At 69.9% G+C, this 26,236-nt stretch carries 25 protein-coding genes; 11 read left to right on the forward strand and 14 right to left on the reverse strand.

Annotated features, from left to right (window positions below):
• Positions 1 to 2: 2 nt before the first annotated feature.
• Positions 3 to 806 carry a DUF1206 domain-containing protein gene (locus tag GPA03_RS19525; RefSeq protein WP_241681388.1) on the reverse strand — a complete coding sequence of 268 codons (804 nt, stop codon included), beginning with the start codon at positions 804 to 806 and terminating at the stop codon, positions 3 to 5.
• Between the two features lie 71 nt (positions 807 to 877).
• Here GPA03_RS19525 and GPA03_RS19530 point away from each other — a divergent pair, with 71 nt between their 5' ends.
• Positions 878 to 1,477: a hypothetical protein gene (locus tag GPA03_RS19530; protein ID WP_156253733.1), complete on the forward strand. Its 600-nt coding sequence runs from the start codon at positions 878 to 880 to the stop codon at positions 1,475 to 1,477.
• Between the two features lie 15 nt (positions 1,478 to 1,492).
• Here the strand turns inward: GPA03_RS19530 and GPA03_RS19535 are convergent, their stop codons facing one another.
• The 8 genes from GPA03_RS19535 to GPA03_RS19570 form a co-directional block, all read right to left on the reverse strand.
• Entirely contained in the window at positions 1,493 to 2,251 is a 759-nt protein-coding gene (locus tag GPA03_RS19535; protein WP_156253734.1) for an SDR family NAD(P)-dependent oxidoreductase, read from the reverse strand.
• 10 nt (positions 2,252 to 2,261) lie between these two features.
• Positions 2,262 to 3,488 carry an ADP-dependent glucokinase/phosphofructokinase gene (locus GPA03_RS19540; protein ID WP_156253735.1) on the reverse strand — a complete coding sequence of 409 codons (1,227 nt, stop codon included), beginning with the start codon at positions 3,486 to 3,488 and terminating at the stop codon, positions 2,262 to 2,264.
• On the reverse strand, positions 3,485 to 4,681 hold the full coding sequence (locus tag GPA03_RS19545; RefSeq protein ID WP_156253736.1) for an ADP-dependent glucokinase/phosphofructokinase: 1,197 nt from the start codon (positions 4,679 to 4,681) through the stop codon (positions 3,485 to 3,487). The genes GPA03_RS19540 and GPA03_RS19545 overlap by 4 nt, the downstream gene beginning before the upstream one ends.
• Positions 4,678 to 5,541, reverse strand: a complete 864-nt coding sequence (locus tag GPA03_RS19550) for a ketose-bisphosphate aldolase (protein WP_156253737.1) — start codon at positions 5,539 to 5,541, stop codon at positions 4,678 to 4,680. Before GPA03_RS19550 ends, GPA03_RS19545 begins: the two co-directional genes overlap by 4 nt.
• Positions 5,542 to 5,573: 32 nt before the next feature.
• Positions 5,574 to 6,440 (reverse strand): ketose-bisphosphate aldolase, encoded by an 867-nt coding sequence (locus tag GPA03_RS19555; protein WP_156253738.1) that lies wholly within the window; start codon positions 6,438 to 6,440, stop codon positions 5,574 to 5,576.
• 41 nt (positions 6,441 to 6,481) lie between these two features.
• A complete protein-coding gene (locus GPA03_RS19560; protein WP_156253739.1) occupies positions 6,482 to 7,384 on the reverse strand; it encodes a carbohydrate ABC transporter permease in 903 nt (300 codons plus the stop codon).
• Between the two features lie 2 nt (positions 7,385 to 7,386).
• Positions 7,387 to 8,274 (reverse strand): carbohydrate ABC transporter permease, encoded by an 888-nt coding sequence (locus tag GPA03_RS19565; RefSeq protein WP_241681389.1) that lies wholly within the window; start codon positions 8,272 to 8,274, stop codon positions 7,387 to 7,389.
• Between the two features lie 77 nt (positions 8,275 to 8,351).
• On the reverse strand, positions 8,352 to 9,641 hold the full coding sequence (locus tag GPA03_RS19570) for an ABC transporter substrate-binding protein (protein ID WP_241681390.1): 1,290 nt from the start codon (positions 9,639 to 9,641) through the stop codon (positions 8,352 to 8,354).
• A 204-nt stretch (positions 9,642 to 9,845) separates the two neighbouring features.
• Here GPA03_RS19570 and GPA03_RS19575 point away from each other — a divergent pair, with 204 nt between their 5' ends.
• Both GPA03_RS19575 and GPA03_RS19580 read left to right on the forward strand, forming a co-directional pair.
• Positions 9,846 to 10,673: a DeoR/GlpR family DNA-binding transcription regulator gene (locus tag GPA03_RS19575; protein ID WP_162458438.1), complete on the forward strand. Its 828-nt coding sequence runs from the start codon at positions 9,846 to 9,848 to the stop codon at positions 10,671 to 10,673.
• Positions 10,666 to 12,114, forward strand: a complete 1,449-nt coding sequence (locus GPA03_RS19580) for a sulfatase family protein (RefSeq protein ID WP_156253741.1) — start codon at positions 10,666 to 10,668, stop codon at positions 12,112 to 12,114. The genes GPA03_RS19575 and GPA03_RS19580 overlap by 8 nt, the downstream gene beginning before the upstream one ends.
• 13 nt (positions 12,115 to 12,127) lie before the next feature.
• On the opposite strand, the gene GPA03_RS19585 is transcribed toward GPA03_RS19580, so the two are convergent.
• Positions 12,128 to 14,251 (reverse strand): IS1096 element passenger TnpR family protein, encoded by a 2,124-nt coding sequence (locus tag GPA03_RS19585; RefSeq protein WP_156253742.1) that lies wholly within the window; start codon positions 14,249 to 14,251, stop codon positions 12,128 to 12,130.
• A 153-nt stretch (positions 14,252 to 14,404) separates the two neighbouring features.
• Here GPA03_RS19585 and GPA03_RS19590 point away from each other — a divergent pair, with 153 nt between their 5' ends.
• The gene (locus GPA03_RS19590; protein WP_156253743.1) at positions 14,405 to 16,288 is read left to right on the forward strand and encodes a hypothetical protein; all 1,884 of its coding nucleotides are present in this window, start codon (positions 14,405 to 14,407) and stop codon (positions 16,286 to 16,288) included.
• Here GPA03_RS19590 and GPA03_RS19595 read toward each other — a convergent pair.
• From GPA03_RS19595 to GPA03_RS19605, 3 genes are all read right to left on the reverse strand, one after another.
• Positions 16,269 to 17,375: a diacylglycerol/lipid kinase family protein gene (locus GPA03_RS19595; RefSeq protein WP_156253744.1), complete on the reverse strand. Its 1,107-nt coding sequence runs from the start codon at positions 17,373 to 17,375 to the stop codon at positions 16,269 to 16,271. The two genes, GPA03_RS19590 and GPA03_RS19595, sit on opposite strands and share 20 nt — an antisense overlap.
• 220 nt (positions 17,376 to 17,595) lie before the next feature.
• The gene (locus GPA03_RS19600; RefSeq protein WP_156253745.1) at positions 17,596 to 18,483 is read right to left on the reverse strand and encodes a formylglycine-generating enzyme family protein; all 888 of its coding nucleotides are present in this window, start codon (positions 18,481 to 18,483) and stop codon (positions 17,596 to 17,598) included.
• A 7-nt stretch (positions 18,484 to 18,490) separates the two neighbouring features.
• A complete protein-coding gene (locus GPA03_RS19605; protein WP_156253746.1) occupies positions 18,491 to 19,321 on the reverse strand; it encodes a helix-turn-helix domain-containing protein in 831 nt (276 codons plus the stop codon).
• A gap of 74 nt (positions 19,322 to 19,395) precedes the next feature.
• On the opposite strand from GPA03_RS19605, the gene GPA03_RS19610 reads away from it, so the two are divergent.
• Positions 19,396 to 19,977: a dihydrofolate reductase family protein gene (locus tag GPA03_RS19610; RefSeq protein WP_156253747.1), complete on the forward strand. Its 582-nt coding sequence runs from the start codon at positions 19,396 to 19,398 to the stop codon at positions 19,975 to 19,977.
• Positions 19,978 to 19,987: 10 nt separating this feature from the next.
• Here GPA03_RS19610 and GPA03_RS19615 read toward each other — a convergent pair whose 3' ends face one another.
• Complete coding sequence (locus tag GPA03_RS19615; RefSeq protein ID WP_162458439.1) at positions 19,988 to 21,733, reverse strand: FG-GAP-like repeat-containing protein; 1,746 nt, start codon at positions 21,731 to 21,733, stop codon at positions 19,988 to 19,990.
• Positions 21,734 to 22,126: 393 nt separating this feature from the next.
• Between GPA03_RS19615 and GPA03_RS19620 the strand changes: the two genes are divergently transcribed.
• The 6 genes from GPA03_RS19620 to GPA03_RS19645 all read left to right on the forward strand — a co-directional run bounded on the left by GPA03_RS19620 (position 22,127) and on the right by GPA03_RS19645 (position 26,197).
• On the forward strand, positions 22,127 to 22,663 hold the full coding sequence (locus GPA03_RS19620; RefSeq protein WP_241681391.1) for a TetR/AcrR family transcriptional regulator: 537 nt from the start codon (positions 22,127 to 22,129) through the stop codon (positions 22,661 to 22,663).
• Positions 22,664 to 22,762: 99 nt separating this feature from the next.
• Positions 22,763 to 23,878: an NAD(P)-dependent alcohol dehydrogenase gene (locus tag GPA03_RS19625; RefSeq protein WP_156253750.1), complete on the forward strand. Its 1,116-nt coding sequence runs from the start codon at positions 22,763 to 22,765 to the stop codon at positions 23,876 to 23,878.
• Positions 23,879 to 23,882: 4 nt separating this feature from the next.
• Positions 23,883 to 24,239: a YciI family protein gene (locus GPA03_RS19630; RefSeq protein WP_156253751.1), complete on the forward strand. Its 357-nt coding sequence runs from the start codon at positions 23,883 to 23,885 to the stop codon at positions 24,237 to 24,239.
• Positions 24,236 to 24,748: a mycothiol transferase gene (locus GPA03_RS19635; protein ID WP_241681392.1), complete on the forward strand. Its 513-nt coding sequence runs from the start codon at positions 24,236 to 24,238 to the stop codon at positions 24,746 to 24,748. Before GPA03_RS19630 ends, GPA03_RS19635 begins: the two co-directional genes overlap by 4 nt.
• A 144-nt stretch (positions 24,749 to 24,892) precedes the next feature.
• Positions 24,893 to 25,465, forward strand: coding sequence for an AAA family ATPase (locus tag GPA03_RS19640; protein WP_162458440.1), 573 nt, complete (start codon positions 24,893 to 24,895; stop codon positions 25,463 to 25,465).
• A gap of 96 nt (positions 25,466 to 25,561) precedes the next feature.
• Positions 25,562 to 26,197: a LysE family translocator gene (locus GPA03_RS19645; protein ID WP_156253753.1), complete on the forward strand. Its 636-nt coding sequence runs from the start codon at positions 25,562 to 25,564 to the stop codon at positions 26,195 to 26,197.
• The last annotated feature ends 39 nt before the right edge of the window (positions 26,198 to 26,236 follow it).

Consider the following 26,236-nt stretch of genomic DNA (forward strand, 5'->3'; position numbering starts at 1 on the left):
GCTCACATCCTCGAGTAGCGCGCCCGCGCGAACGAGTACAGCCCGTACGCGGCCAGCCCGGCAGCCACGACCAGCAGCAGCACCACACCGAGCGGCTGGTCGCGTAGCGCCTTGAGGGCCGCGTCGAGCCCGGTGGGCTGGTTCGGGTCGGCCTGCACCGCGGCGGTGAGGAACAACCCGCCCATGACGGCGAGCGCGACGCCCTTGGCCACGTAGCCGACCACCCCGAGCACAGTCACCGCGCGGCTGATCTCGCGGTTGCCGGTGCCGCTCAGGTCCTCGCGGAACTTCCGCTTCGCGCCCTTGTACACGTGGTAGGCACCCACGCCCAGCACCACCAGCCCCACGACGCCCACCAGGATCCGCCCCGCCGGCGCGGCCATCAGGCTGCTGGTGGCCTCCGAGCTCGCCTCGCCGCCGGATCCCGAACCCGTGACGACCCGGAACGCCGTGACCGCGAGCCCGCCGTACACGAGCGCCTTGCCGACCGCCTTCACCCGATCGCCGAGCTGCTCGCGCTTGGAACCACGGTGCGGGACGACAGCCTCCACCAGCTGCCACAGGGCCAGCGCCGCAAACCCGGCCGCGCACACCCACAGCAGGATGTTGCCGCCACCCGTGGAACCGAGCTGCTCGAGAGCACCGGTCTGGTCGGCCTCGCCGGAGGACCCGAGCGCCACCCGGCCCGCGATCCAGGCGATCAGCAGGTGCACGACCCCGCTCCCCACGTACCCGACCCGCGCGACCCATTCGAAGGACCGGCTGCGACTCGCCCGCTCGGCCATGCCCTGCACGTCGTTGCTCATGTGCCGATCTCACCAGAGCGCGGCGGACTTGGCTGCCAAATGCGCGCCCTCCCGCGGCATAGCCTGGTGGGATGCCGATCGATCTCGACAGCCTTCGCGTGGAGGTCCTGCGCACCGAGGAGACCGACCCGAGCACGGAGCTCACCAGCGATCTCGGGGGCGGCATGGTCGTGCGGCTGGTGAGCGCCACGGAGGCAGGTCCGCAGGCGCTGGTGCGCTCCGCCGTCGACCTCCCGGCGGAGCGCCTGCTGACGATCGGGGTGGGCAGCACGGTCAGGGCGGAGCTCGACGGAATCGCGGTGCGTCCGCACAACGTGGGGGAGCACCGGTTCCTGGGCGCGGTGCTCGACGGCTCGCCGTACGTGTCCTCCATGCTGATCTCGCCCGGTGTGCACTTCGGGCTCGAGGGCGTGCAGGACCTGCTGGTCGCTGCGCCGCGGCGCTCGCTCACGATCTGCCGTCCGATGGAACGCAGCTTCCCCGAGCCGTGCGCCACCCTGGCCACCCTCGCCGCGAAGGTGTTCCGCGATGCGGCGGACCCCTGCACACCCGATGTGTTCTGGTGGCGCGCCGGCGTGCTGCATCGCATCGACGTGGACCATCAGGCGAAGTACGTGGGCGTGCCGCCCGCCGTCACCGGCTTCATCGAGACGTTGCCGAAGCAGATCTGAGCGCGGAGCGCCCGCCTACGAGAAGTGCACCCCGCCATTGAGGTCGAGCACGGTGCCGGTGGTGAACCCGGAGTCGAGGCGAGCGAAGTACTCGACCGCGGCGGCGACGTCGGCGGGGTAGCCCGGCCGCGTGACCGGGATGCTGGCGATCGTCTTCTCCTGATCGGCCTTGGGGGTGAAGGTCTCGTGGAACGGGGTGTCGAGGATCAGCCCCGGCGCGATCGAGTTGACGGTGATGCCTCGCCCGGCGACCTCCTTGGCGAGGGCGCGGGTGAAGCCGTCGAGCGCGGCCTTCGAGGTGGCATATGCGCCGGCACCCGCACCGCCGCCGTTCTCGCCCGCGAGCGAGGAGATGTTGACGACCCGGCCGCCCTCGCCCAGGTGCCGCAGCGCCGCCCGGCTCACGTAGAAGGCGGAGGACAGGTTGACCTTGAGCACGAGGTCCCAGTGCTCGTCGCTCATCTCGGCCAGCGGGTGCCGGGCGATGAGCCCACCCGCGTTGTTCACCACGATGTCGAGCCCGCCCAGGCGGGAGGCGAAGTCATCGACGACGGCGGTCACCGCGGCCGAGTCCGTCGCGTCCAGGTTCGCACCGATCACCTCGATGCCCTCGCCCGCGAGCGCAGCCACCGCCTCGTCGGCCGACCGGCTGTGCGTGGTGAGCGCCACCTGCGCACCCGCGGCGGCGAGGTGCTTGACCACCCCGAGGCCGATGCCGATACCACCGCCCGTCACGATCGCGCGGCGTCCGGCGAGGGTCTGCGGCTTCTCCATGGTGTCTCCTTCAGTCGAGGTCTGCTGAGCTGGCCTGCACGAGCAGGTCACCGCTCACGAACGTATCGCCAAGCCCGATGGTCGAGAACGGCGTGGTCAGATAGGGGGTCGCCACGACGCTCGCGCGGTACCCCTCGGTCACCGGCCCAGAAGGCGGGATCTCGACGGCGAAGCTCGCCTCGCGAGGGATCCTCCAGGTCCCCTGGGGCTCACCGTGCGCGGCGCGGTTCGCGGCCGCGAGGCTGCCGGCCGCGAGCGCACGCTCCTCACGCGCAGGGTCGCGCCGATGCACGCTCATCGCCCACTCGTCGGCGTGCACGACCACCCGCTGCAGTCCGTGCGCAGCAGCGAACACGGCCGCGGCGTGTGACGGGTCACCGGCACCCACCAGCCGGCCGAGCTCGCTCGCGTTCATCCCCACCGAGTCGACGTGGCCGCCCACGAGTGCCATCACGCGATCGAGCTCACCGGCGGTCGCGTACTCGGCGAGCTCCAGGTGCACGAGCCGGGCGCCGCCGGCCCGCCAGCCTGCCGCGGCCTCGGCCACTCGCGGGAGCGCTTCCTCGCGTGCTCGTCCGATGCCGTTGAGGCCGGACACCAGGCCCACGCCGCCGGTCACCAGCGAGGGCGACACCGCCAGGAAGCCCTCGTCGAGCTGCAGGCGCTTACGGACCAGCACCACGGTGATCCGGCTCGATCGCGTCACGGTGACACCGCCGCCGGAGGTACCGCGAGTCAGCTCCAGCACGTGGTTGGAAGGCACCACCGGGCCCGGCACCGGTGCGAGCTGCCTCACGGGTGCCGGCGCACCGTCGTCGATCACATGCACGTTGTCGGCGGTCGCACGCAGCTGCCGCTCGCTGCGGTTCGTCAGCGCCAGCAGGGGCGCCAGCCCGAGCGCCGACCAGCTCCAGCACGCCTGGATCGAGGTACCACCGCACTGCACCCGCTCCGGGGGCCCGACCAGCTGCTCCAGCAGCGGCTCGGCCGCCTCGTCGTCGATGAACAGCTCGCCGTCACGGCCCTCCAGCAACCACGACCGCAGCGTGGCCATCCCGGCGTCGAACGCCTCGGACCCGGCGTGGTCGCCGGTCAGCAGACGCTCGAGCGCACTGTCGGTCACCCGGTGCAGGGCATCGGTGGTCGCGCTGAACCCAGCCACGACCGGTCCGCATCCCTCCACGAGCGCCGCCCGTTGCTCGACGAGCCGTTCGTACCGCTCCCGCGCGTCGGTCATGTCGCCACCAAGCCGGCGACCAGGCCGCCGAGGAAGGTGTCGCCGAGCCCGATCGTGGTCGGCGCAGCGGTGGCAGGCCGCGGGATCGGCACGACGGCGATCATGTCGCCCACCAGCTCCTCGATGCGGCGCGTGACCTCGCTGACCGCGGGCTCGATCTCCAGCTCACCGACGGCGTCCCTGTCGGGCTCCCGCCAGTCGTCACCGTGGGCGAAGCGTGCAGTGGCGGTCAGCACCCCGGAGCGGAGCGCGTGCCGGAGGTCGGAGCCACCGCCGTAGGCGAGCGCCCAGTCGCGCGTGTGCATGACGAGGGTGGGGGTACCGATCAGCCCGTGCAGCGTGAGCACGGCCTCCGCGACCGCGCGGGCGTCGAGCAGGTCGAGGTCGTGGCCGAGGTAGAGCTGCGCCTCGTCCTCGTTCATCGACCACACGTCGATCGACCCGGCGAGGGTGGCAAGCACGACCTGCCGCTGCTCGTCGTGGTGGAAGCCGGCATCCTCGTAGACCACCAGCGCGCCCTGCCGCCGACCCGCCAGCGCATCGCGCACCTGGCCGGTCCGCGCCTGGATCACCTCCAGGTCCGGCATCGAGTTGAAGCCCGAGACCACGATCACCTCCGCCCGTGACACGGCGGCCCCGAAGTCCGGGTGCAGCCGGAGCTCGGCGTTCGGTGGGTCGTTCACGAGAATGAGCCGGTTCGGGCGCGGGGCCACCACCTCCGAGCCGTCGGTCAGCCGGATCCGCGCACCCTCGGCGTACTGCACGATCACGTGCGGGTCGGTCGAGTCCGCCTCCGCGCTGCAGATGAAGTCGACCGAGTCCGGCAGCAGCCTGCGCACGTCGTCGTCGATCGAGACCAGGTGCAGCAGCGAGGGGAGGCCGAGCCGGTCGAGCGCCACCGCTGCACGCACGCTCGACCCGCCCAGCGTCACCACGGTGTCGAAACGCTGCGAGAAGGCGAGCAGCGCCGTCGGGTCCGCGGCGAAGCGCTCCCCTCCATTCCCTGCGCGCATCTGCGAGAGCAGCGTGAGCAGGATGTCGCGCTCGCCGACCACAGCACCTGGCATGACGAGGTCGTCGATGCTGATCCCGTACGACTGGACCAGTCCCTCGATCACCTCCGCGTCCCACGAGATCTCGTAGTCCACGCATCCACCCATGCCGAGCACGATGTCGGCGCTCGCCGAGCTCATCGGTACAGCGAAGCCTTCCCCGCTGCGCCGAACAGGTCGATCTTCTGCGCGGCGACGACCTTCAGCGCCGCCTGGCAGGGCGGCTGGATGACGTTGGGCTCGCGATGTCCGGTGTCGGTGAGCACCTCGCGCATCTTCTGGAAGTACGCGACCTTGATGTCGGAGGAGATGTTGACCTTGTTGATGCCGCGCCGGCAGGCCTGACCGATCTCGTCATCCGGGTTGTTCGAACCGCCGTGCAGCACGAGCGGAGCCGCGACCGCGGCGTCGATCTCGTCGAGAAGGTCGAGCTTGAGCTCGGGCTTGAGGCTGGCGGGGTAGAGGCCGTGCCGGGTCCCGATCGCCACCGCGAGCGAGTCGACGCCGGTCTCCGCCACGAAGCGCACCGCGTCGTCGGGGACCGTGTAGATGATGTCGTCGGTGCCGGCCTCGGCGTAGCCGTCCGTCTTGCCGATCGTGCCGAGCTCCGCCTCGACCGAGACACCGACGGCGTGCGCGACCTCCGCCACGCGCCGCGAGAGCGCGACGTTCTCGTCGAACGGCAGCATCGAGGCGTCGATCATCACCGAGGTGAAGCCGTACTGGATCGCCGTCAGCGCTTGCTCGAACGTGGCTCCGTGATCCCAGTGGATCGCCGTGGGCACAGACGAGACCCGAGCCCGGTCGATGATCGCCGGCAGCAGGTACCTGCCGATGTGCGACACCTCGTCCGGGTGGATCGCGATGATGTGCGGCGACTCCTTCTCCTCGCAGATCTCGAAGACGGCGTTCATCATCGAGTAGTCACTGATGTTGAAGGCGGGGACGGCGAAGTTCGCCTCGGCGGCAACCTTCAGCACCTGGTCTCCGGACAGCAGCATGTGGTCTTCTCCTTCGTCGAGCCTGCGGGTTGTCAGCTGTAGTGATGCGTGGTGCCGGCCGACCCGAAGAGATCGATCTTGTGACGCACCAGGTCCTTGGCCGCATCCATCGCCGTGGGGACGATGAGACGTGGGTCGAGCAGCGAGGTGTTGGTCAGCACCTCGCGCATGCCGAGGTAGAAGGCACGCTTGACGTCGGAGGAGATGTTCACCTTGTTGATGCCGCGGGTGCAAGCATCGCGGATCTCCGCGTCGGGGTTGTCGGAGCCACCGTGCAGCACCAGCGGGATGTCCACCTCGATGTCGATGGCGTCGAGCAGGTCGAGCTTGATCTCGGGGACCAGGCTCTTCGGGTAGATCCCGTGCCGGGTGCCGATCGCGATGGCGAGCGAGTCGATCCCCGTGCGCTCGGCGAACTCCCTTGCCTCCTCCGGCTCCGTGTAGAGGATGTCGTCGGTGCCGCCCTCGTCGGCGCCCTCGGTCTTGCCGATCGTGCCGAGCTCGCCCTCGACCGAGACCCCGGCCGCGTGCGCGATCTCGACGACCCGCGATGTGATCTCGATGTTCTTCTCGAACGGCTGCAGCGAGGCGTCGATCATCACCGACGTGTAGCCGAGCCGGATGGCTCGGACGACCTCGGACAGGTCGTTGCCGTGGTCCCAGTGCAGCACCGTGGGCACGCTGCTGCGCGCCGCCCGTGACAGCACTGCCGGGATGTAGTCCTGGCCGATCCAGTTGCCCTCCTTCGGCCCGAGCGCGACGATGAGCGGCGACTTCAGCTCCTCGCACACCTCGAAGGCGGCCATGAGCATGCCGTAGTCGGACAGGTTGAGCGCCGGAACCGCGAAACCGTGCTCGTTGGCGGGCGCAAGGATCTCGGTCCCCGTGATGAGTGCCATGAAGGTCGTGCTGCCTCTCGTGTGGGTGAAGGGGTCGTTCTTCAGTTCTTGACGGAGCCCGATGTCATGCCGCCGATGAAGTAGCGCTGGAAGAAGATGAAGAGCAGGATCACCGGCAGCGACCCCAGCACGCTCATCGCCATCATCTGGTTCCAGTCGTAGGAGTGCTGGCCCATCAGCAGCTGGATGCCGATCGGGACCGTGCGCATGTCGTCGGTGCGGGTCAGGGTGAGCGCGAACAGGTACTCGTTCCACGCGATCATGAACGTGTACATGCCCACGGAGACCATGCCCGGGATCGCGATCGGGATCAGGATCCGCCAGAGCGCCCCGAACGAGGAGGTGCCGTCGACGCGTGCGGCCTCGTCGAGCTCGCGGGGCAAGGTGTTGAAGTACCCGGTCATCATGATGATCGCGTACGGGAGCGTGAACACCATGTAGGTGAGGATCAGGCCGGGGTAGGTGTTGTACAGCCCGAGCGCCACGACCAGCCCGAAGTAGGGGATCAGCAGCGTGATCGGCGGTACGGCCTGCACCGAGATCACCGCGATGTTGATGATGCTCTTGCCCGGGAAGTCGTACCGGCTGAAGGCGTAGGCCGCGTGCACGGCCACCAGCAGCGTCAGCCCGGCCACCGCCAGCGACACCACGTACGAGTTGAGGAAGAACCTCAGCTGGCGTGAGTCGTTGAGGATCGCCAGGTACGGCGCGAGCGAGGAGTTCTCGGTGATGAGCTGCGGTGGGTAGGCGAAGATCTCCGGGTTCGCCTTGAGCGAGGAGAAGACCATCCACAGCACCGGCGCACCGGCGAACAGGGCTCCCACGATCAGCCCGGCGAGTGTCAGCGCGACGGCGATGCGGCGCCGCCCCGCCGTGCTCAGCTGTCTGCGGGGGCGGCTCTGCTCGACAGCGGCCGATGTGCGGGTCACGGTGGTCGTGGTCATGATCAGTCCCTCGCTCGCTGGTGGCGGACGTAGGCGAACGCCAGCACCGCGGAGATCACAAGCACGACGACAGCACTGGCCGAGGCGGCCGAGAACATGTACTGCGAGAACGCCAGCTTGTAGGTGTAGGTGGACAGCAGCTCGGTCCGGTCGAGCGGACCGCCGCCGGTGGTCATCCAGATCAGGGTGAACTGGTGCGACGTCCAGATGAGGTCGAGCAACGTCATCGAGATGATGATCGGCCGCAGCTGCGGGATGGTGATCGAGAAGAAGGCGCGGATCGGTCCGGCGCCATCGACCGAAGCCGCCTCGTAGAGATCCGCCGAGATTCCCTGCAGCCCCGCCAGCAGGCTGATCATGAAGAACGGGTACCCGCACCAGATGTTGATCAGCACGACGGCGAACAGCGCCAGGTTCGGATCGGCCAGCCACTCGCGCGGTGCATCGATCAGGCCGGTGGAGACCAGCAGGTAGTTGAAGACGCCGTTGGGGTTGAGGATCAGCCGCCACAGCACCGCCACGATGGCGACGGTCAGCAGCCACGGCAGCACGAAGATCGTGCGGAAGATCGTCTTGACCCAGTGCGGCAGCAGCCGGGTGTTCAGCAGCATCGCGAACGCCAGACCGATGACCAGGTGCGCGGCGACCGAGGCGAGCACGAATACCGCGGTGTTCTTGAGCGCTGCGTGGAACTGGGCGTCCGCGAAGATCTCGAGGTAGTGCTCGAGCCCCACGAACTGCGGGCTCGCGTTGGTGATGACGTTGTTCTGCAGCGAGAACCAGACGACCATGCCGATCGGCAGGGCCATCAGGACCGCCATCAGCACGAGCGTCGGCGACAGGTAGGCGAGGGCCGACGCTGTCGACCTGCGCGCTCTGCTACTACTCACGGTGAGCCCTTTCTCACGGTGGAGGACCGAGGAGGCGGCGCGGAGCACCCGGGGAAGGCCCCGCGCCGCCGTGTCATCTAGAAGGAGCCTTCCCACTCCGTCTGGATGTTCCCCAGCGCCTCGTCGATCGGCTTGTCCTCGGCGAGCACCTGCTGCAGCTCCTCGTCGAAGACCCGCATCAGCTCGTCGGCGAGCGGCAGGCCCGTGAACTCACTGACGGGGTAGCCGGCCTGCCAGATGTTGAAGGCGTCCTCGAACAGCGGGTCGGACTCGGTGAAGTCAGGGGTCACGTTGGCGTTGCCCGGGAACCCGTTCGCAAGCGCGCTGAGCTGCCCGTTGGCACCCTCGCTCATGAGGAACTCGATGAGCTTCCAGGACTCCTCCGGGTGCTCGGTGTTGGCCGACATCCCGATGCCCCAGGAGGCGTAGCGCACCCCGGACTCACCGGTGTAGCCGTCCTGCACCGGCAGCGGCACCACCGAGAAGTCCAGCTCGGGGTTGTTCTCCCGGATCAGGTTGATGTGGGCGAGCGAGGACACCATCATCGCCACGCGCTCGTTGGTGAACTCCTCGACCTTGTCCTGCTCGGCCATCGTCAGGCCGCCGGGGGCGATCACGCCGGCGTCCCACATCTCCTTGATGAACTCGATCGTGGCGGTGACGTCCTCGTTGTTGACCGCGGGGCCGCCGTCCTCGGAGAGCATGGTCCCGCCCGAGGCCCAGGTCCACGGGAGGATGTCGATGTTGATGCCGTTGGGCTTCTCGAGGCCGAGCGCGGCCACGAAGCCCGAGGCACCGCTGCCGGAGTCGACGACCGCCTGCGCGGCGCTCTGGAACTCGCTCCAGGTCGTCGGGACCTCGACACCTGCCTGCTCGAGCAACGAGTTGTTGACGAACATCGGGTAGGCGAAGTTGACGACCGGGATCATGCGGGTCGCGCCGTCCACCTGCACCTGTGCCGCCAGCTGCGAGTCGTCGTAACCGGCGTCGGACATCGCTGCCGAGAGGTCAGCGATCGAGCCCTGGGTCGCGAAGTCGTGCACCCAGGCACCGTCGAGCCCGAGGACGTCGGGCATCGTGCCCGACGCGGAACCCGCGATGACCTGGTCCTTGATCGAGGCGTACGGGCCGGAGAGCAGCTCGACGTCGATGCCGGGGTTCTCCTCCTCGAACTGCTCGATCAGTGCTGCGAACTCCCCGTCTGGGAGCTCGGGCTCCCACCACTGCATGAACTCGATGGTGACGTCTCCGCCCTCCTCCGAGCCTCCTCCGCTGCCGCAGCCTGCGGCCAGGGCGACGACGCCGAGCGCCGCCACCATGACGTGGGTCTGCTTGCGCCAGCGGTCGTGCCGAACAGCGCTGTTCATTGCTCCTCCAAGTGTGCTGCAGGTCAGGGCAACCACTGCTGTGTGATGCCCGATCGTGCCGAAGCGGTGCGTGATACTTGCACGAAAATGCAGAAACATGCAAGAGTCGGCAGCGAAGTCGCGTCGGAGAGGCAGTTCTCGGCGCACATTGCCGGTACTTTCGGCATGTCAGGGGCACGACGTCGGGCAAGGGAGGCTGACCAGGTGAGCACGGAGGCCACGGATTCAGGCGGCGGCGAGCTGCCCGCGGTCAGACGGGACCGCATCATCGGGTTCGTCGAGACGGCCCGACAGGCGAGCGTGCACGAGATCGCCGAGCACTTCGACGTCTCGCCCGATACGGTGCGCCGCGACCTCACCGCCCTGCACAAGGAGGGTCAGCTGACCCGAACACGCGGCGGCGCCGTCGCGAACTCGCTCCTCAACAGCCCCGACCGCGAGCTGCGGATCCGTCAGATGCTGCAGGAGCAGGAGAAGTCACGGATCGGGGAGCTCGCCGCACCGCTGATCAGGAACGCAGCCGTGGTCGCGTTCAACGGCGGCACCACGACCCTCGCGGTCGCGCGCAACCTGACCGACCACCGCGAGCTGACTGTCGCGACCAACAACCTGAGCATCCCGTTCGAGATACCCGCCCACGCCGTCAACAACCTCTACGTGTTCGGTGGCGATGTCCGCTTCAGCTCGCAGGTGACGATCGGGTTCACGTCCTTCCCCGATGTCGAGGTGCCTGGGATGGTGCACTTCGACATCGCGATCATCGGTGTCGGCGGCGTCACCACCGAGGGCTACTCGGTGAGCAACCTCGGCGAGGCCTCGATGATGCGACAGATGATCCGTCGGTCCACCACGGTCGTCGTCGTCACCGACGCCACCAAGTTCAACCGGCACCAGTTCGCGCTCGTCGCTCCGCTCGACTCCGCGCAGCACCTGGTCACCGACTCACCACCCCCGCCGGACGTCCACGAAGCGCTGAGCTCGGCCGGCGTCCAGCTTCACTTCGACCCCGCCGAGGACGAGCCTGATGACTGAGCCCGCCGGCGGCGACCGACCCAACATCGTGCTGGTCATGACCGACCAGCAGCGGTACGACACGATCGCGGCGCTCGGCTACCCACACATGGTGACGCCCCATATCGACCGGCTCGTGCGGGAGGGCGTCGCCTTCGTGCAGGCCCACGTGACCGCTCCCTCCTGCACGCCGAGCCGAGCCAGCTTCTTCACGGGGCTCTACCCCTCCGGGTGCGGCGTGCTTCGCAACGACGAGTCGTGGCCGCGGACCTGGGTCGAGGACCTGGCGGCATCGGGCTACCGCTGCATCAACGTCGGGAAGATGCACACCTCGCCGTACGAGGAGGCCACCGGGTTCCACGAGCGTCACGTCGTCGAGAACAAAGACCGCGGCACCCCGAACGTGCCGTATCTCCTCGACAACTGGGACAAGGCGTTGCACGCCAGCGGTCTCGAGAAGCCCGATCGGCGCACGCTGCGCAACCGGCCCGACTACAACGAGCGGCTCGGTGCCTTCGAATGGACGCTGCCGGAACGGCTGCACGCGGACGTGTTCGTCGGCTCTGTCGCCACCTTCTGGCTCGACACCTACCCCGGCGACGAGCCGTTCTTCCTGCAGGTCGGCTTCCCCGGGCCGCACCCGCCCTACGACGCCCCGGCCCGGCTGCTCGAGGTCTACGCCGACGCGGACATCCCCGAGGTCAACCGCCACGAGAGCGAGTTCGCCGCGATGCCGCCGCAGGTGCAGTCCGTGCGGCGCGAGCACCTCGAGCACGACCACGACTCGATCGTCCACCTCGAGAACCCCACCGCGGAGCAGCTGCGCCGCCAACGCGTCCACTACTACGCGAACATCACCCTGATCGACGAGCAGATCGGCGAGCTGATCAGCGCGCTGGAGCGGCGGGGCGTGCTCGAGGACACCGTCATCATGGTCACCTCCGACCACGGCGACGCCCTGGGCGATCACGGCCTCTCGCAGAAGTGGACGATGTACGAGCCGGCGGTCCACGTGCCGGCGATCGTGCACGCGCCCGGGCGGGTACGCGCCGGCATCACGGTCCCCGATCTCATCTCGCACTTCGACCTCGGGGCCACGATCCTGGACCTCGCGGGCGTCGAGCAGCAACCGGGCGTCGCCGCCCGCTCGCTTCGCCCCGTGCTCCAGGGCGAGGAGTGGCAGGGGCGTGATGTCGTGTTCGCCCAGCAGGCACGGGACGGTATCCAGCGGGACTCCGAGATGATGACCATGGCCTTCGACGGACGTTGGAAGCTCGTCAGCTTCAGCGACTCACCCGACGACGGTCAGCTCTTCGACCTCGAGACCGATCCCCACGAGCGTCACGACCTCTGGGACGACCCCTCAGCGGCCGACCAGCGGACACGCCTGCTGGACCGCATCGCCACGTGGCACCGCGACGTGCTGTACAGCTCGCGGGACTGGTGGCGCGCCGTCAGCTGAGTGCGCCGCGACCTCAGTCCGACCGCGAGCGGTCACCGCCCTGAGCAGCCACCCACGCAGTCACCTCGTCGTTACCGAGCCGACCCCACAGCTCGGGGACGTCGGCGCCGAGCTGGCTGCGGAGCCACCCGCGGAACTCCGCCATGCCCGCCACGGCCTCGGGGTGCTGCGGCGGCTGCCCGAGCTCGTCGGGCGCGATCTGCTGGTAGCCGATGGCAGCCAGCCGAAGCAGGTCGAGAGGGCTCCCGATCAAGGAGGCTCCGCCGTCGGGCATGAAGGCGACCACCTTGGTGAGGCCGTCGTCGTCCAGCCACAGCGCGAACCGGGTGTCGAGCGAGGTGCCCGCGATCGGGAGGGTACGGGCGAGCACGGGGCTGCTCTCCTCGTACCGGTCGAGGAGCGTCAGGCCGTCGCTGAACACGATGGCCGGGCGTGCGTGCGGCGGACCGGGGGCCACGAGCCGGGTGCCGTCGTCGGTCGCCATCGCCCACCGCTTCGACTCCATGAAGGCCCAGGCGGCCTCCAGCTCGGCGGGGATCGTCATTCCTTCAGGTAGCCGTGCCTGAAGCGACTCGCCGATCCGGGTGGGCTCCGCGGGGGCGTCACCGGCGCGGTCGAGCCACGTGAGAGGGTCCTTGATGCCCGTCATCACACGCTCCAGGCGCACGCGGATGCGCCACGGGTTCGACATCTCGCCGTACCGGTAGCCGAGCTCGTCGCCCGCGACCTTCAGCATGCTGCCGATCCGCAGGGCGTCGGCGTCCACGACCGCTGCGTGCTCCGGGTCCATGAAGGTGCGGAGCAGGCTCCGCACGGTCGCGCGGGGGGTGCCGTCCCCGGTGCAGAACAGCACCGAGCGGGTGTCACGCCAACCGAAGCCCTCCTGCAGCACGGCGTGCAGCGACGCCAGCGATCCGCTCCCGAGGATGCGGAAGCGCCGCCACACACCCGGGTCGTGCTCGAAGGAGGCCACGAGATCCAGCCCGGCGTCCTCGCGCATCGTGAAGGGCAGCTCGACCGGCTCCCACGGGGCCAGGTCTTCGGGCGCACCCACAGCACCGGTCACGTCCGAGACCGCCTGCACCGTCGCATGGCGGAAGGGTTCCGGCGCCAGGTACGCGATCGAGCCCTGCGGGAGGGTCACCTCGTCGAGCACCCCGAACCTGATCATAGCCTGCAGCACCGTGATCACTTCGGCGGTGAAGGGCGCGAGCCTCTCGTCCTCCGGGCCGCTGAGCAGTCGCTCGACGAGATGCTCGACGAGCTCGGCCGACCCCTCCTCGGGGTCGTCCGCGTCGTCCGGGCCGGGGAGGAAGAGACTCTCGTCGGTCGCCCCGATCACCGCCATGAGCAGCGCCGTTGCGCGGGGTAGGTTGTCGAGCCCGTCCGCGGCGTCGGCGTCGACGATCTGCCACAGCCCTGCGCGGATGATTCCGCGCACGAGCGCGTTCACGAGGTCTGTCGACGGCGGTGGGCACCCACCTGCGTCGGTCACCACCTGCAGGGGTCTGAGCAGTCCGCCGTCGTCCACCCGGGCCAGACCTGCCTCGCCGAGCGAGCGCAGCCACAGCTCGAGCGCGACCGTGTCCTCGGCCACGCCCGCCAGAGCGGCCGCCGCGGAGCGGTCGAGCGCGCCCCGCTCGGCGAGCGCGTCCAAGGTCGCTCGCAGGGGTGCTACATAGGCGCGGTCGATCCCGGTGGCGAGCACGTCTGCCGGCGCGGGGCGCCGAGACCGACGGTCGGCGAGAACGCCGTCGACGACAGAGCCGAGCGTCGTCAGGCCGAGCGGACGCTGGGCAGCGATGTCGACCGCCTCCCAGCACTCCTGCACCGCGCGCTCGCTGCGGCGCCAGAGCTCGTGGGACCGGAGGAACAGCAGGTACCAGGGCAGCACGGCGAGCCGTTCGGTGTACTCCTCGGAAGGCGGGCCGTCGTCACGCGCCAGGTCGCGCGACAACCAGAGGATCAGCTCGCCGGTCGGGTCGTGCAAGTCAGCACCGCCGCGTTCCGCGCTGGCGAACAGGTCGGCGAGATGCCGGGCACCCGAGGCCGGGTCGAACGGCAGCTCCTCCTCGCTGGCAGCCAACCAGGCCTCGAACTGCGCGACCGTCCCGACGCTCGTGCGCTCATCGCTCATGCTTTCCCACTCCCCGCGTGCCGTTCCGTGCACCGTCCACCCTGTCGCATCCACCCGCCTCACGCGGCGCGCCACGATGGGTACCGCTGCCCGAGCAGCATGACAACGCCCCACCCGTCACGCCATGATCGTGCTCGACCAGGAGGGAGGGCCATGCGCTTTCAGCTCGCACTGCTGCGGATCCTCGGCATCCTCGGCGCGGCCGCGCTGCTGGGCCTGGCATCGGTCGCTCCCGCGCACGCCGTGGACCCGCCGTGGTCGCCCGCGGGGCTCGACCTCGGCGAGGAGGCGACGTTCGTGATGGACGGTGAAGCCCGTTGCTCCGAGGGTCGGCGCTGGTCGTGGTCGGACGAGAGCGACCAGATCGGGCTCATCCTGGTGCCGTGCGACAACCAGGTCGCGGCGCAGGCGGCGGCGCAGAGCCAGGTGCTGCTCACCGACGAGCACCCCGACGAGCGGGTCCTCGGCGTCGAGCACGTGAGCTGGTCGGAGCCCGAGCAGATAGCGCTGCGGGTGTGGGTGCAGGAGTCGACGATCGTGGTGCTCGCTGCTGCCGTGATCGACGGCGACGCCGCCGATGCGTTCACACTCGGCGGCCGGCACGCACCGGACCTCGCGGCGTCCCTGCCCGGTGACCCTGTGCCACCACAGGCCGACGGCGCCGGTGTGCAGGGCATGCTCGTCGCGGCCCCGCTGGCGATCTGGGTGCTGCTGGTGCTGCCCGCCCGTGGCCTGGTGGCGCTGCGCCGTCCGCGCTACGACGTCGCCGGCACCGAGCCGGGCTGGCTCGACATCACGCCCGCCGCGCACGGCCTCGCACGGCGCCGGCGTTGGCGTCGCGCGGGCTGGTGGGTGGCAGGTCTCTCGATCAGCCTCATCGTCTTCGGCGTCCTCAACACGATCATCGGGGAGATCGCCGACGGCGTCCCGCGTGCGCTGGTGGGGATCGCCGGCAGCGTCGGCGGCATCGCCATGATCCGGAAGAACGCGGCGCTCCCGGTCGAGCGAGCCGGCCGGCTGCCCACCACGCACGGAGCCCGGGCCTGGTGGGGCACGGCGCTGAGCGTGCTCGCCTACGCGCTCGCGCTCGGCGTCGTGCTCGCGACGGCGTTCGCCGCGGTGGCCAGCGTGATCCTGCCGCCGGCGGATCGCATCCCGACGGTCGCGGAGATCCTCGGCGCCGGATCCGCCGCCCCGCTGCTGCTCCTGGTGACGGTCAGCCTGCTGCTCCGGGACGCCATGGTGCTCGTGCTGCTGGGCGTGGTCGTGCTGCTCGCTGCGGTCGCCGGGATCGACGCGCTCGGGCGGCGGCTGCGCGCAGCGTCTCTGCGCGAGGTGCTCCTCGCCGACCCACGCCCGCCCGTGCTGTACCTGCGGTCCTTCGACGAGGACCGCCTCAGCCTGCCCGCGACGCTGCACCGGCGCGGCCTGATGGACACCCTCAATGTCATCCGGCGGCGGCGCTTCGAAGAGGCGATCGTGGTCCAGCTCCAGCGGTGCGGACCCGTCGTGGCCATCGCGCCACCGGGTGCGCGGCTGCCGCGTATCGGCGCCGCGCGGGCCTCCTACGGGCACGACGAGTGGCAGGACAAGGTGACCGAGCTCGCCCAGCGCGCCGCCGTCGTCGTGCTCTCGGCCACTCCCGACTCGGTCCGTGAGGGCTTCGGCTGGGAGATCGACCTGGTGGCGAACCACCTCGAGCACGGTCGCGTGATGGTGGTCGTGGGGCCGTGGCGTGGGCAGCTCGAGCGGCGCTGGGAGGCGTTCCGCAGCTACGTCGCGCGGCTGCCGTTCTTCGCGCCGCTCGCCACGGCGTCGTTGCCGGCGGGTCTGCTGGTCGCGGCGCACACGACCCGGTGGGGCTGGGCCTCGTGGGGCGCCACGCAGCGAACCGACGTCACGTACGCCGTGGCGATCGACCACGCCCTGCACGCGCTCGCCGAGGACATGACAGGCATCGATGCCGACCCCGACGCCGTCGACCCCTTGCTGGTCGAGGCGAGCGGTCAGTCCCCGGTCACGGCACCCGAACGGTGAGCCCGCCAGGTTCCACGGTCATGGTGAACGCCACCACGTCACCCATCTCGTCGCCGTCGAGCTCGAACGGCTCCGGCTCCGAGAGCCGCACCTCGAACCGCTTGCCCCGGCGGTAGCGGAGTGCGTCCAGCTGCTTGGGGCCGCGCTTGTTGAGCGGCAGGCTCGTCGAGTCCGGACGGCGCCGCATGAACGGGTGCTCCACCAGCACCCGGAAGAGCACGCTCAGCCAGCCCAGCGCACCATCGGGGCGCAGGGCGACCAGGTCGAGCACGCCGTCATCGAGCTCGGCATCGGGGAGCAGCACCACGTCGCCGGTGAGCGTGCCCACGTTGCCCACCATCACCGTGTGCACGGTGGTCTTGCGCGGCTTGGCCCCGTCGATCCGATACGCCACCTTGATGCGGTGGTCGCCCTTCAACGAGAGCCAGATCGCCCGCACGTAGGCGAGCCAGCCGGCCTTCTTCTTCAGCTCGGAATCGGTGTTGACGAGCATCTGCGCGTCCAGCCCCACCCCGCCCAGCACGAGGAACACGCGCTCCTCCTTGCTCGCGATGCCCTCACGCCGCAGGGTGGCAACCCCGAGATCGATCTTGCGCTCCTCGCCGGCGAACGCGGTGGCGACGGCGTCATCGACGTCATCGAGCACGAGCCCCAGGTTGCGTGCCAGCAGGTTCCCGGTGCCGCTCGGGATCAGCGCGAGGGCGACCCCGCTGCCGCGCAGCCCCTCAGCGACCGCCCGCACGGTGCCGTCGCCTCCGGCGACGAGCACGACCCCCACCCCTGCCTCGACGGCCTGCTTCGCCATCTCGACACCCGGATCCTCGGCGGTGGTCTCGATCCACAGGCTCGGCTCGTAGTCGGCGCGTTCCTGCGCAGCTTCCACGGCTGCCTCCAGCACCTCGCGCTCGACCTTGGTCGGGTTGTAGACGATCGCCGCGCGCCGAGGCGGAGGTGGAGTCCCGTGCTCGGCGACCTTCTCCGCCGTCTCGCCGGCGGTCGCGACCGCAGCCGCTCCCGGGTCGGTGTTCTGGATCGGTCCGGATGGATCCGGGATCTTCTCGCTCGCCACCCCCACATCGAACCCCATGGACGACGGCGGTCGCGCCAGTTTCGCTCCCGGCAGTGGTCGGGTGCGTGGCCGAGTGGGCGGGCGAGGCATCGGCTGGCCCCGACAAGCCGAGGTAGCGACCCACGCCGCGCTGACGGAACGCTCCCGACCGTTGTGATGTGGGTACGACGTACCTGACGCGTCCGATCCGCACCGCAACGGCCTCAGCGGTCCTCGGGTCGTTCCCGCCGTCGGAACCTCAGCGGTCCTGCGCGCAGCGGAACCCGACGTGGGACATCCCCGTGTCCTCCGTCTGCGGGGAGCGGGCGGCGGGGCGGAAGCGCAGGCAGTACTCGGGCGAGCAGAGGAACGAGCCGCCCTTGAGCACGCGGCGGGGTGCGCCGGCCGGTTCCGGGTTGAGCAGGCTCGGCCGGCCGGAGAGATCGAGGCTGGGCGCCGGGTGGTGGCCGGGGCGGTAGATGTCGGTGGTCCACTCCCAGGTGTTGCCGATCAGGTCGACGAGCCCGAAGTCGTTGGCCGGGAACGAGCCCACGGGCGAGGTGCCGCCGTAGCCCTGGTTGTCGTACGGGAAGCGACCGATCCAGGTGTTGGCCTGCGGGACGCCGTCGGGATAGGGGTCGGCGCCCCAGGCGAACATGCGGCCCTCGTGCCCGCCGCGGGCGGCGAGCTCGTGCTCGGCCTCGGTGGGAAGGCGCAGCCCGCGCCAGGCCGCGTAGGCGGTGGCATCCTCGAACGCGACGTGGACCACCGGGTGGTCGAGGAGCCCGTCGAGGTCGGAGTCGGGGCCGAACGGGCGGTTCCAGGCCGCGCCCGGCTGCCAGCGCCACCAGTGGCGCCAGTTGCCGAGGTCGACCGGGCCCTCGGTGGGCGTGAACACCATCGCCCCCGGGACGAGCGCAGCGGGGTCGGCCCCGGGGAAGTCCGCCGGGTCGAGCTCGCGCTCGGCCACCGTGACGTACCCGGTCGCGCTGACGAACTCGGCGTACTGCGCGTTCGTCACCGGGTGCCGGTCGATCGCGAACGGACCGACCTCACGCTGGTGCACGGGTCGCTCGTCGGGATAGAAGTCCTCGGACCCCATGAGGAAGGTGCCGCCGGACAGAGGGACGAGATCGTGTTCGCTCACACGACCATCATGCGCCACCACCGAGCGCGGTTGCTGGCGTGGGTCGGCGCGCGGCGAGCAGCTGGGTGGGCGTCTCGCCGGCGTGCCGGGCGACGTCGCGGGTGAAATGGCTCTGGTCGGCGTAGCCGTGCTCGGCAGCGATCGTGGCCAATGGTCGGCGGCCCAGCTCCGCCGTCGCACGCTCGAAGCGCACCACGCCGGCGAGCTCCTTGGGGCTCAGCCCTATGTGGTGGGTGAACGTCGTCGATACGTGGCGATGGCTCCAACCGGTCGCAGCCACGAGGTCCCTGATCCTTGACCTCCCACCGCTGCGAGCGATCGTGCCCGACATCCAGCTCACCCAGTCCGGAACCGGTCTCGCGTGGTCCAACCGGGAGATCAGCAGCCTCTCGACCAGCGCGAAGCGGTCCTGCCACTCCGCGGCGTCGTTCAGCCGGTCGGCGAGCCGGTCGCCCAGGGATGCCGAGACGTCGGCGGCATCGGTCACCCTGCGCGCGAGCTCCTTGCCCGGGATCGACAGGAGCTGCTGCACGCCGGTCGGCGTGAGGTAGATCTGGACGCAGCGCTGAATGCCGTCGAACGAGGTGTCGGCCACCCCGGTGGACAGTCCGGCGACGAACGAGCCGTACGTCTGCCCGGCGCCCACGCCATCGCTGAGGGTGTCGATCCGCAGCGGATCTCCGAACGCGAGCACCAGAGGGATCAGGGTGCCGGCCGGTTGTCGCCGGTGCACTGGCTCAACACTGCGCTCGGACATGCCCACCATGCCCGCGACCAGTCCGGCAAGCGGCGGCGCGACCCGGTGCCGCACGAGCTCGAGCGTGGGCCCAGCCTCCATCACCGCAGTGTCTCAGAGCAGCAAGGTCCAATTTGTTCAAGCCACGCGCCCACCGCCGGCACCACCATGGGTCCATGCGAAACCTGGTCGTGATCGAGTTCCTGAGCGTCGACGGCGTCATGCAGGGCCTGGGCTCACCCGAGGAAGACACCGATGGCGGTTTCGTTCACGGCGGCTGGGGTGCCCCCTATGCCGCGGCCGTCCACGACGCCGTGACCGCCGACGGGATGGACAGCACGGCGGCCTACCTGTTCGGCCGGCGCACCTACGAGAAGCTCGCGGCTTTCTGGCCGCAGCAGAGCGACGACAACCCGATGGCCCGGCAGCTGAACCAGTCACCGAAGTACGTCGTCACCCGCACGCTCACCGAGCTGGCGTGGCACGGGGCGGTCGTGCTCGATGGCGACCTCGGCACCGCTGTCACCGCGCTCAAGGCCGCCGGTGAGGGCGACATCGTGGCGCTGGGCAGCGGGGTTCTCGTGCACGAGCTGATGCAGCTCGGCCTGGTGGACGAGTTCCGACTCTTCATCCACCCGCTGCTGCTCGGCACGGGCAAGCGGTTGTTCCGGGGTCTGCCGGAGCCGCAGCGGTTGCGGCTGGAGTCGCAGACCGCCACGACCGCGGGCACCGTCGTCGTGCGCTATCGCTTGGAGTAGCGCGGTCCGATCAGGCCAGCCGCATGCTCGACCACCCGTGCCCGATCTGCTGCTGGGACTTCACCCAGGCCTTGGCATTCCCGCGGTAGAGGAACATCGCGCCGTTGGGGGCGATCGTCAGGTAGTCGTCCAGGCTGTCGGCGTCGAACCCCCCGACCGAGTACACGCGCAGTCCGGACCAACCGGTACCGACCTGCACCCGGGCGCCGGCGAAGCGGCCGGAACCGTTGCCGAGGTAGGCGAACATCCGCCCCGACCGGTCCACGCCGAGGATGTCGGGGCGGCCGTCGCGGTTGACGTCGCCCCCGGCGAGGACCTGGGTGAACACGCCCCACCCGTGGCCGATCTGGGTCCGGCCCGACTGGAAGCCGCCCTTGCCGTTGCCCTTGTACAGCCACATCTTGCCGCCGGCGTCGATGGCGACGAGGTCGCTGCGGCCGTCGCCATCGAAGTCGCCGGGGGAGAACACGTGGGTCATCGCGGACCAGCCGCTGCCGAACGAGAGCCGGGCTCCGAACGACCCGTTGCCCCTGCCCGGGTACAGGTGCAGCCGGCCGCTGGCGTCGATGCCGAAGATGTCCGCCCTGCCGTCGCCGTTGGCGTCGTTGGCAGCGAGGATCCGGAACGTCTTCCACCCGGACCCCACCTTGCGCGAGCTGGACCAGCCGCCCGAGCCGTTGCCCTGGTACAGCCGCAGCGCACCGGTGGCGTCCACCGCCAGGACATCGGAGAACGTGTCGCCCGTGTAGTCGTGGTGCAGCACGTGGCGGGGCACCGGCGCGGCGACCACCGGCCGCGGCGAGACCTGGGAGGCGGGCGCCCAGCCCTGGGTACCACTGGGCGTGGTGACCTGGATGAACGAGTTGGTCTTCACGCCGGCGCCGGGCGTGGTGAGCACGGTCCCGGAGCGGACCGTCGTGACGAGCTGCGCCGTCGACGACGGGGTCGTGCGCAGGGCGGTGGTACCCAGCGCCCAATAGCTGCAGGAGGTGGGTGTCTTGGACACGCTCACCGAGATCGCACCGTCGCGCAGGGAGATGCCGCGGGCTGCGAGCCAGGTGTCGGGGTTGAGCACGCTGCCGCCGGCCGCCTCGCCGTAGCGGCCCTGCCAGATCTCGAGGTGCAGGTGCGGCCCGGTGGAGACACCGGTGGAGGCGACCGTCGCGATCCGCTGCCCGGCGACGACCCGGTCGCCCGCACGCACGAACTCGGTGGCGTTGCGCGAGTGCGAGTAGGAGCTGGTGATGATCTTGCCGTCGATGACGTGCTCGATGACGATCCACTGACCGGCGGCCACGTTGGGCTTGGCGGTCTTCACCACACCGGCGGCGATGGCGTAGATCGGGGTGCCCAACGGGGCGGCCATGTCCTGGCCCATGTGCGCCAGGGAGGCGTTGATCGTCGGCGCGCACCGAGGACCCTGCGGCGAGGTCATGCGGTAGACCCCGGATGGCAGCGGCAGGGCGAGCACAGGCGCGGCCATGACCGTGAGCGACTGGGGCCCGACCTGGGTGGTGGTGACCTCGGTCCTGTCCGTCGGGAGGGCCTCATCGACGACGACGGCGCCCGGCTCGGTGGGCTCCTCGCCCTGCTCCGCGGGCTCGGTGGGCTCGGGCGCGGGCTCCGTGGTGGGCTCGGGCGCGGGATCCGTGGTGGGCGTGGACGACGGCGTGGGCGACGGCTCCGGCGTGGCCTCCTCGGTGACCTGCTCCTGCGTCGGAGGTTCCGACGGAGTGGCATCCGACGGCGCGCTCATGCCCGCGGTGATCAGCACCCCCACGAAAGCGGCTGCGGCCGCACGCGCGAAGAGGCGTTGGCCAGGGCGAGGTCGTGGCGGTGTCATGTCATCCCCCGATGTCATGTGGATCCCAGATATGGGCGTGTCGGATGTGCCGAATGTGCATAGTGTGCAGTATGTGACAGGTGTCTATCGACACACCTGCCCTGCGGGCATCTCCGGGACCCTGACTTGCCCGTGTCGGGAGCCCGCCTCGAGCCGACGGTGGCGACGGTCGGACGGGTCGGTCACCGGGTATCCGCAGGCGCGCGTCGACGTTGCATCGTTGCCAACCAACTAGATAGTTGCTACCTTCGGCGCGTGCCCGCATCCGGATCGACCAGGGACGGCCACGCGTCGAGAGAACGCCTCTTGAACGCTGCGACAGCGGAGTTTGCGCAGTACGGCCTCGCAGGGGCGCGCGTCGACCGGATCGCCGCCGCAGCAGGCGTGAACAAGGCGCAGTCGTACGCCTGGTTCGGCAACAAGGACAACCTGTTCGCGCTGGTCTTCGCCCGACACCTGGCCGCGATCGCCCAGCTCATCCCTCTCGACGGGTTCGACCTGCCCGACTACGTCGTGCGGCTGTACGACTTCTACCTCGAGGACCCCACGCACGTGCGGCTCGCGACCTGGATGCGCCTCGAACGGGTGCCAGCGGGCCTGCTCTCGGAGCAGATGAACGACCACCTGGGCCCGATGCTGGAGAGCATCGCGCTCGCACAGGCGCAGGGTGTGGTGACGGACCGGTACACCCCCCCTGAGGCGTATCAGCTCGCCATCGGCCTGAGCCTGACCTGGTCGCCCGCCAGCGTCCTGGTCGCGGCTGCGCCGGACGACGACGAGTCCGAGCATCAGCGGCGACGCGCGATCCTGCGAGAAACCGCGCAGCGCACCTTCGCGCCCTGACCCGATGCGAACCACACCGACCCCACGACGACGAATGGACCTCATGACCACGAGTCACCGCACATGCCCGGCCCGCCGTCCAGGCCGGCTGAGCTTGGGATGGCTTCGGCAACGGCCTACGCCGCCCTCTCATCCGACACACCGCTGCAGCCGATCACGATCACCCGTCGCGAGCTGCGCGACGACGATGTGGCCGTCACGATCACGCACTGCGGGGTGTGCCACTCCGACCTCGATGCCATCCGCGGGCACCGGGGTCCGACACCGCTCGTACCAGGGCACGAGTTCGTGGGGATCGTCACCGCGGTCGGTACGAGTGTCTCGCAGCTCGGACCGGGCGATCGGGTCGCCGTCGGAAACATCGTCGACAGCTGCGGCGCGTGCGACATGTGCCTGGCCGGCCAGGAGAACTACTGCCGGGAGTTCCCCACCCTCACCTACGGAGGCACGGACCGGCACGACCGCACAACCACTCAGGGTGGGTACGCCACCGAGTACGTCGTCAGGGAACGCTTCGCCTACGCGCTGCCCGACGGTCTCGACCCGGCCGGAGTGGCGCCCCTGATGTGCGCCGGCGTCACGGTGTGGGAGCCGCTCCGACGCTGGGGTGTCGGCGCGGGCACGGCGGTCGGCGTCGTCGGGCTCGGTGGGTTGGGACACCTCGCGGTGAAGTTCGCGGCGGCGCTCGGGGCGGAGGTCACCGTGTTCACGACGGCGGCGGCCAAGGCGAGCGAGGCGCTGCGGCTCGGCGCATCGCGCGCGGTGGTCAGCACACGATCCGACGAGCTTGCTGCCGAGCGCGGTGGTCAGGACTTCATCCTGGACACGGCGTCCGGCCAGCACGACCTGGACCCGTACCTCGACGCCCTCAGGCTCGACGGGACACTCTGCGTCGTCGGCATGAGCGGGCAGCCGAGGTTCGATCCTCTCGCCCTCCTCATCGGCCGGAAGAGCCTGGCCTCGGCGGGCAGCGGCGGGGTTCCCAGAACGCGCGAGATGCTCGACTTCTGCGCGGAGCGCGGGATCACCGCCGACGTCGAGGTCCTCCCGCTCACCGAGGTCAACACGGCACTCGAACGCCTTCGCCGGGGCGATGTCCGCTACCGGTTCACCCTCGCCGTGGAGCAGGCCGTGGCGGCCGTACCCCCTCGGTCGAATCCGAGTCCGGTGATGCGTCATCACCCAAACGGCCCGACGGGCCCGACGAGAGGATGACGAGATGACAACCTTCCTGGTGCTGATCTACGGCAACGAGCAGGCGTGGCACGCCATGTCCACCGAGGAGATGGCCGAGCTCGAAGCAGGCCACCGCGACCTGGTGGCGGCGGCGGGAGCGGGGATTCGCGCCTCCGGAGAGCTCGAAGGTTCCGATCGGGCGACGACCTTGCGCGCAGATGCGGCGGGACGGCCCGCCCGAACCGCGGGCCCCTTCGCGGAGTCCACGGAGATCATCGGCGGCTACTACGTGATCGAGGCCCGCGACATCGACGAGGTAGCCGGCTGGGCCGCGCGGCTTCACGAGGCGTCCGCCGGCCACGGAGGGGTGGAGATCCGTCAGCACCTGGAGCTGCGGTGAGCGCGGAGAGCGCGGGCTCGATGGAACCACGCCTCCCTACCTTGCTGGTGCAACGGCTGGATGCCGGCCGGGACCACGTGCTCCAGACGATCGAGGGGCTCGACGAACCAGAGCTCGACACGGTGGTCGCGCCCTCCGGCTGGACTGCGCGCTCGATGATCAGCCACCTGCTCTACGACGTCGAGATCTTCTGGCTCCAGGCCGTGCTGGCTGCCGATGAGGACGCAATCGCTCGTGTGCGCGATGGCTGGACGGCACCGTCGGTGCCGGGTCCGGAGCTCCGTGCCTCGTACCGTGACGCGGTCGCTCGCGGAAACCACGTGCTCGCGGAGGCGGACCTCGATGCGCCGCCGGCGTGGTGGCCGCCACCGGAGGTCTTCGGCGGTCCGCGGTTGAGCACCGGCTGGGAGATCCTCCTGCGCGTCCTGGAGGAGACCTCGGTGCATGCCGGGCACCTTGATATGGCCCGCGAACGGCTCGACGGCCGCCAGCACCTGGTCGTCACCTGATCCGAAGCGGAACGTCGTGGCCCTCGCGAAACCGCCCGCGTTGACACGGGACCCCGTTCGTAGCGATGCGCCAGGCTTCGCCGCGCCCGCACCGCGGCAGGGAACCAGTGGGCGGCACTGCCGGCGCGCCATAGGATCGCCGCAGTGATCATCTGCGTGACGGGACCGGCCGGCTCGGGGAAGTCAACGCTGGCGAAGCGGCTCGAGGAGCTGCAGCCGGGTGTTTTCGCCCGGGTGCCGGTCGACTACTTCTTCGTACCTCGGCCGCCGGCGGTCACGCTGGGGGCCTACCTAGCTGAACCCCTTCGTTACGACTGGGCGCTGCTCGACGCGGCGCTGCAGGCGACAGGTCCGCACCGATCGACGCCGGACTGCGACTTCGGTGACTTCAGCTGGCGGTCGGAGTCGGGCGGGTTGCCGATCGCGACGGCGCCGATCGCGGTACTCGACGGGATGCGGTCGCACCCGCGAACCGAACTGGTGATCATGCTGGAGCTAGACGGCCGCGAGCAACGGCGCCGCCTGATGGAACGCGACCACCGGTGGGGCACTCACCTTGCAGATCGAGGCAACCACCTCACCGCCACGTTCGAGCAGGGCGTGCGGGACCTGGTCCGAGACCCCGACCTACGGCTCAACGCCGCTGACCCGATCGAGCAGAACGCGGATCGGGTGATCGCCCTGCTCAACTCTTACTCGCCGGGGCGTGTGCGCTGAGCACGGGCGACGTGTTCTCGATCGCCAGCTCTCACGGACGGTCGGTTCGGGACCGTCGAGACGGCCCGGAGTGGTGGGCGGCGTAGCATCCCCGCCATGCTGCCCGTGGACAACCTGCTGGCGTTCGTGATCACCTCCGCAGTGATCATCGTCATCCCCGGCCCGAGTGTCCTGTTCGTGCTCGGCCGCTCGATCGCTCTGGGTCGACGAGCGGGCGTTCTGAGCGTCGTCGGCAACAGTCTCGGGACGATCCCTGCCGTGGTCGCAGTGGCCTTCGGCGTGGGGGCAATCGTGGCCGCCTCGGTCACCGCCTTCACCATCATCAAGCTGGCTGGGGCCGCCTACCTGATCTGGCTGGGCATCCAGGCCATCCGTCACCGGAGAGACCACACCCACGAGCTCACACCGCAGGCTTCGTCTACTGCCGCGCTGCTGAGCCAAGGCTTCATCGTGGGGTTGACGAACCCCAAGACCATCGCGTTCTTCGTCGCCGTCCTGCCGCAGTTCGTCGCATCTGCTGCTGGCCCCATCTGGGCGCAGCTCCTCCTGCTTGGCTTGACGTTCCAGGTGATGGCTCTCACCTGCGACAGCGTGTGGGCTCTGGCCGCCGGCACCGCGCGCAACTGGTTCGCCCGCTCCCCCCGACGCGTCACGACCCTGACTGCCACGGGCGGCACGATGATGATCGGGCTCGGCGGCACCCTGGCCCTCTCGGGTACCAGGCACGCCTAGAACGTCATTCCGGGCGTGGTCAGAGACGCTTCCGATGCC

This window comes from Pseudactinotalea terrae (assembly GCF_009733845.1).
GTDB lineage: Bacteria > Actinomycetota > Actinomycetes > Actinomycetales > Beutenbergiaceae > Pseudactinotalea > Pseudactinotalea terrae.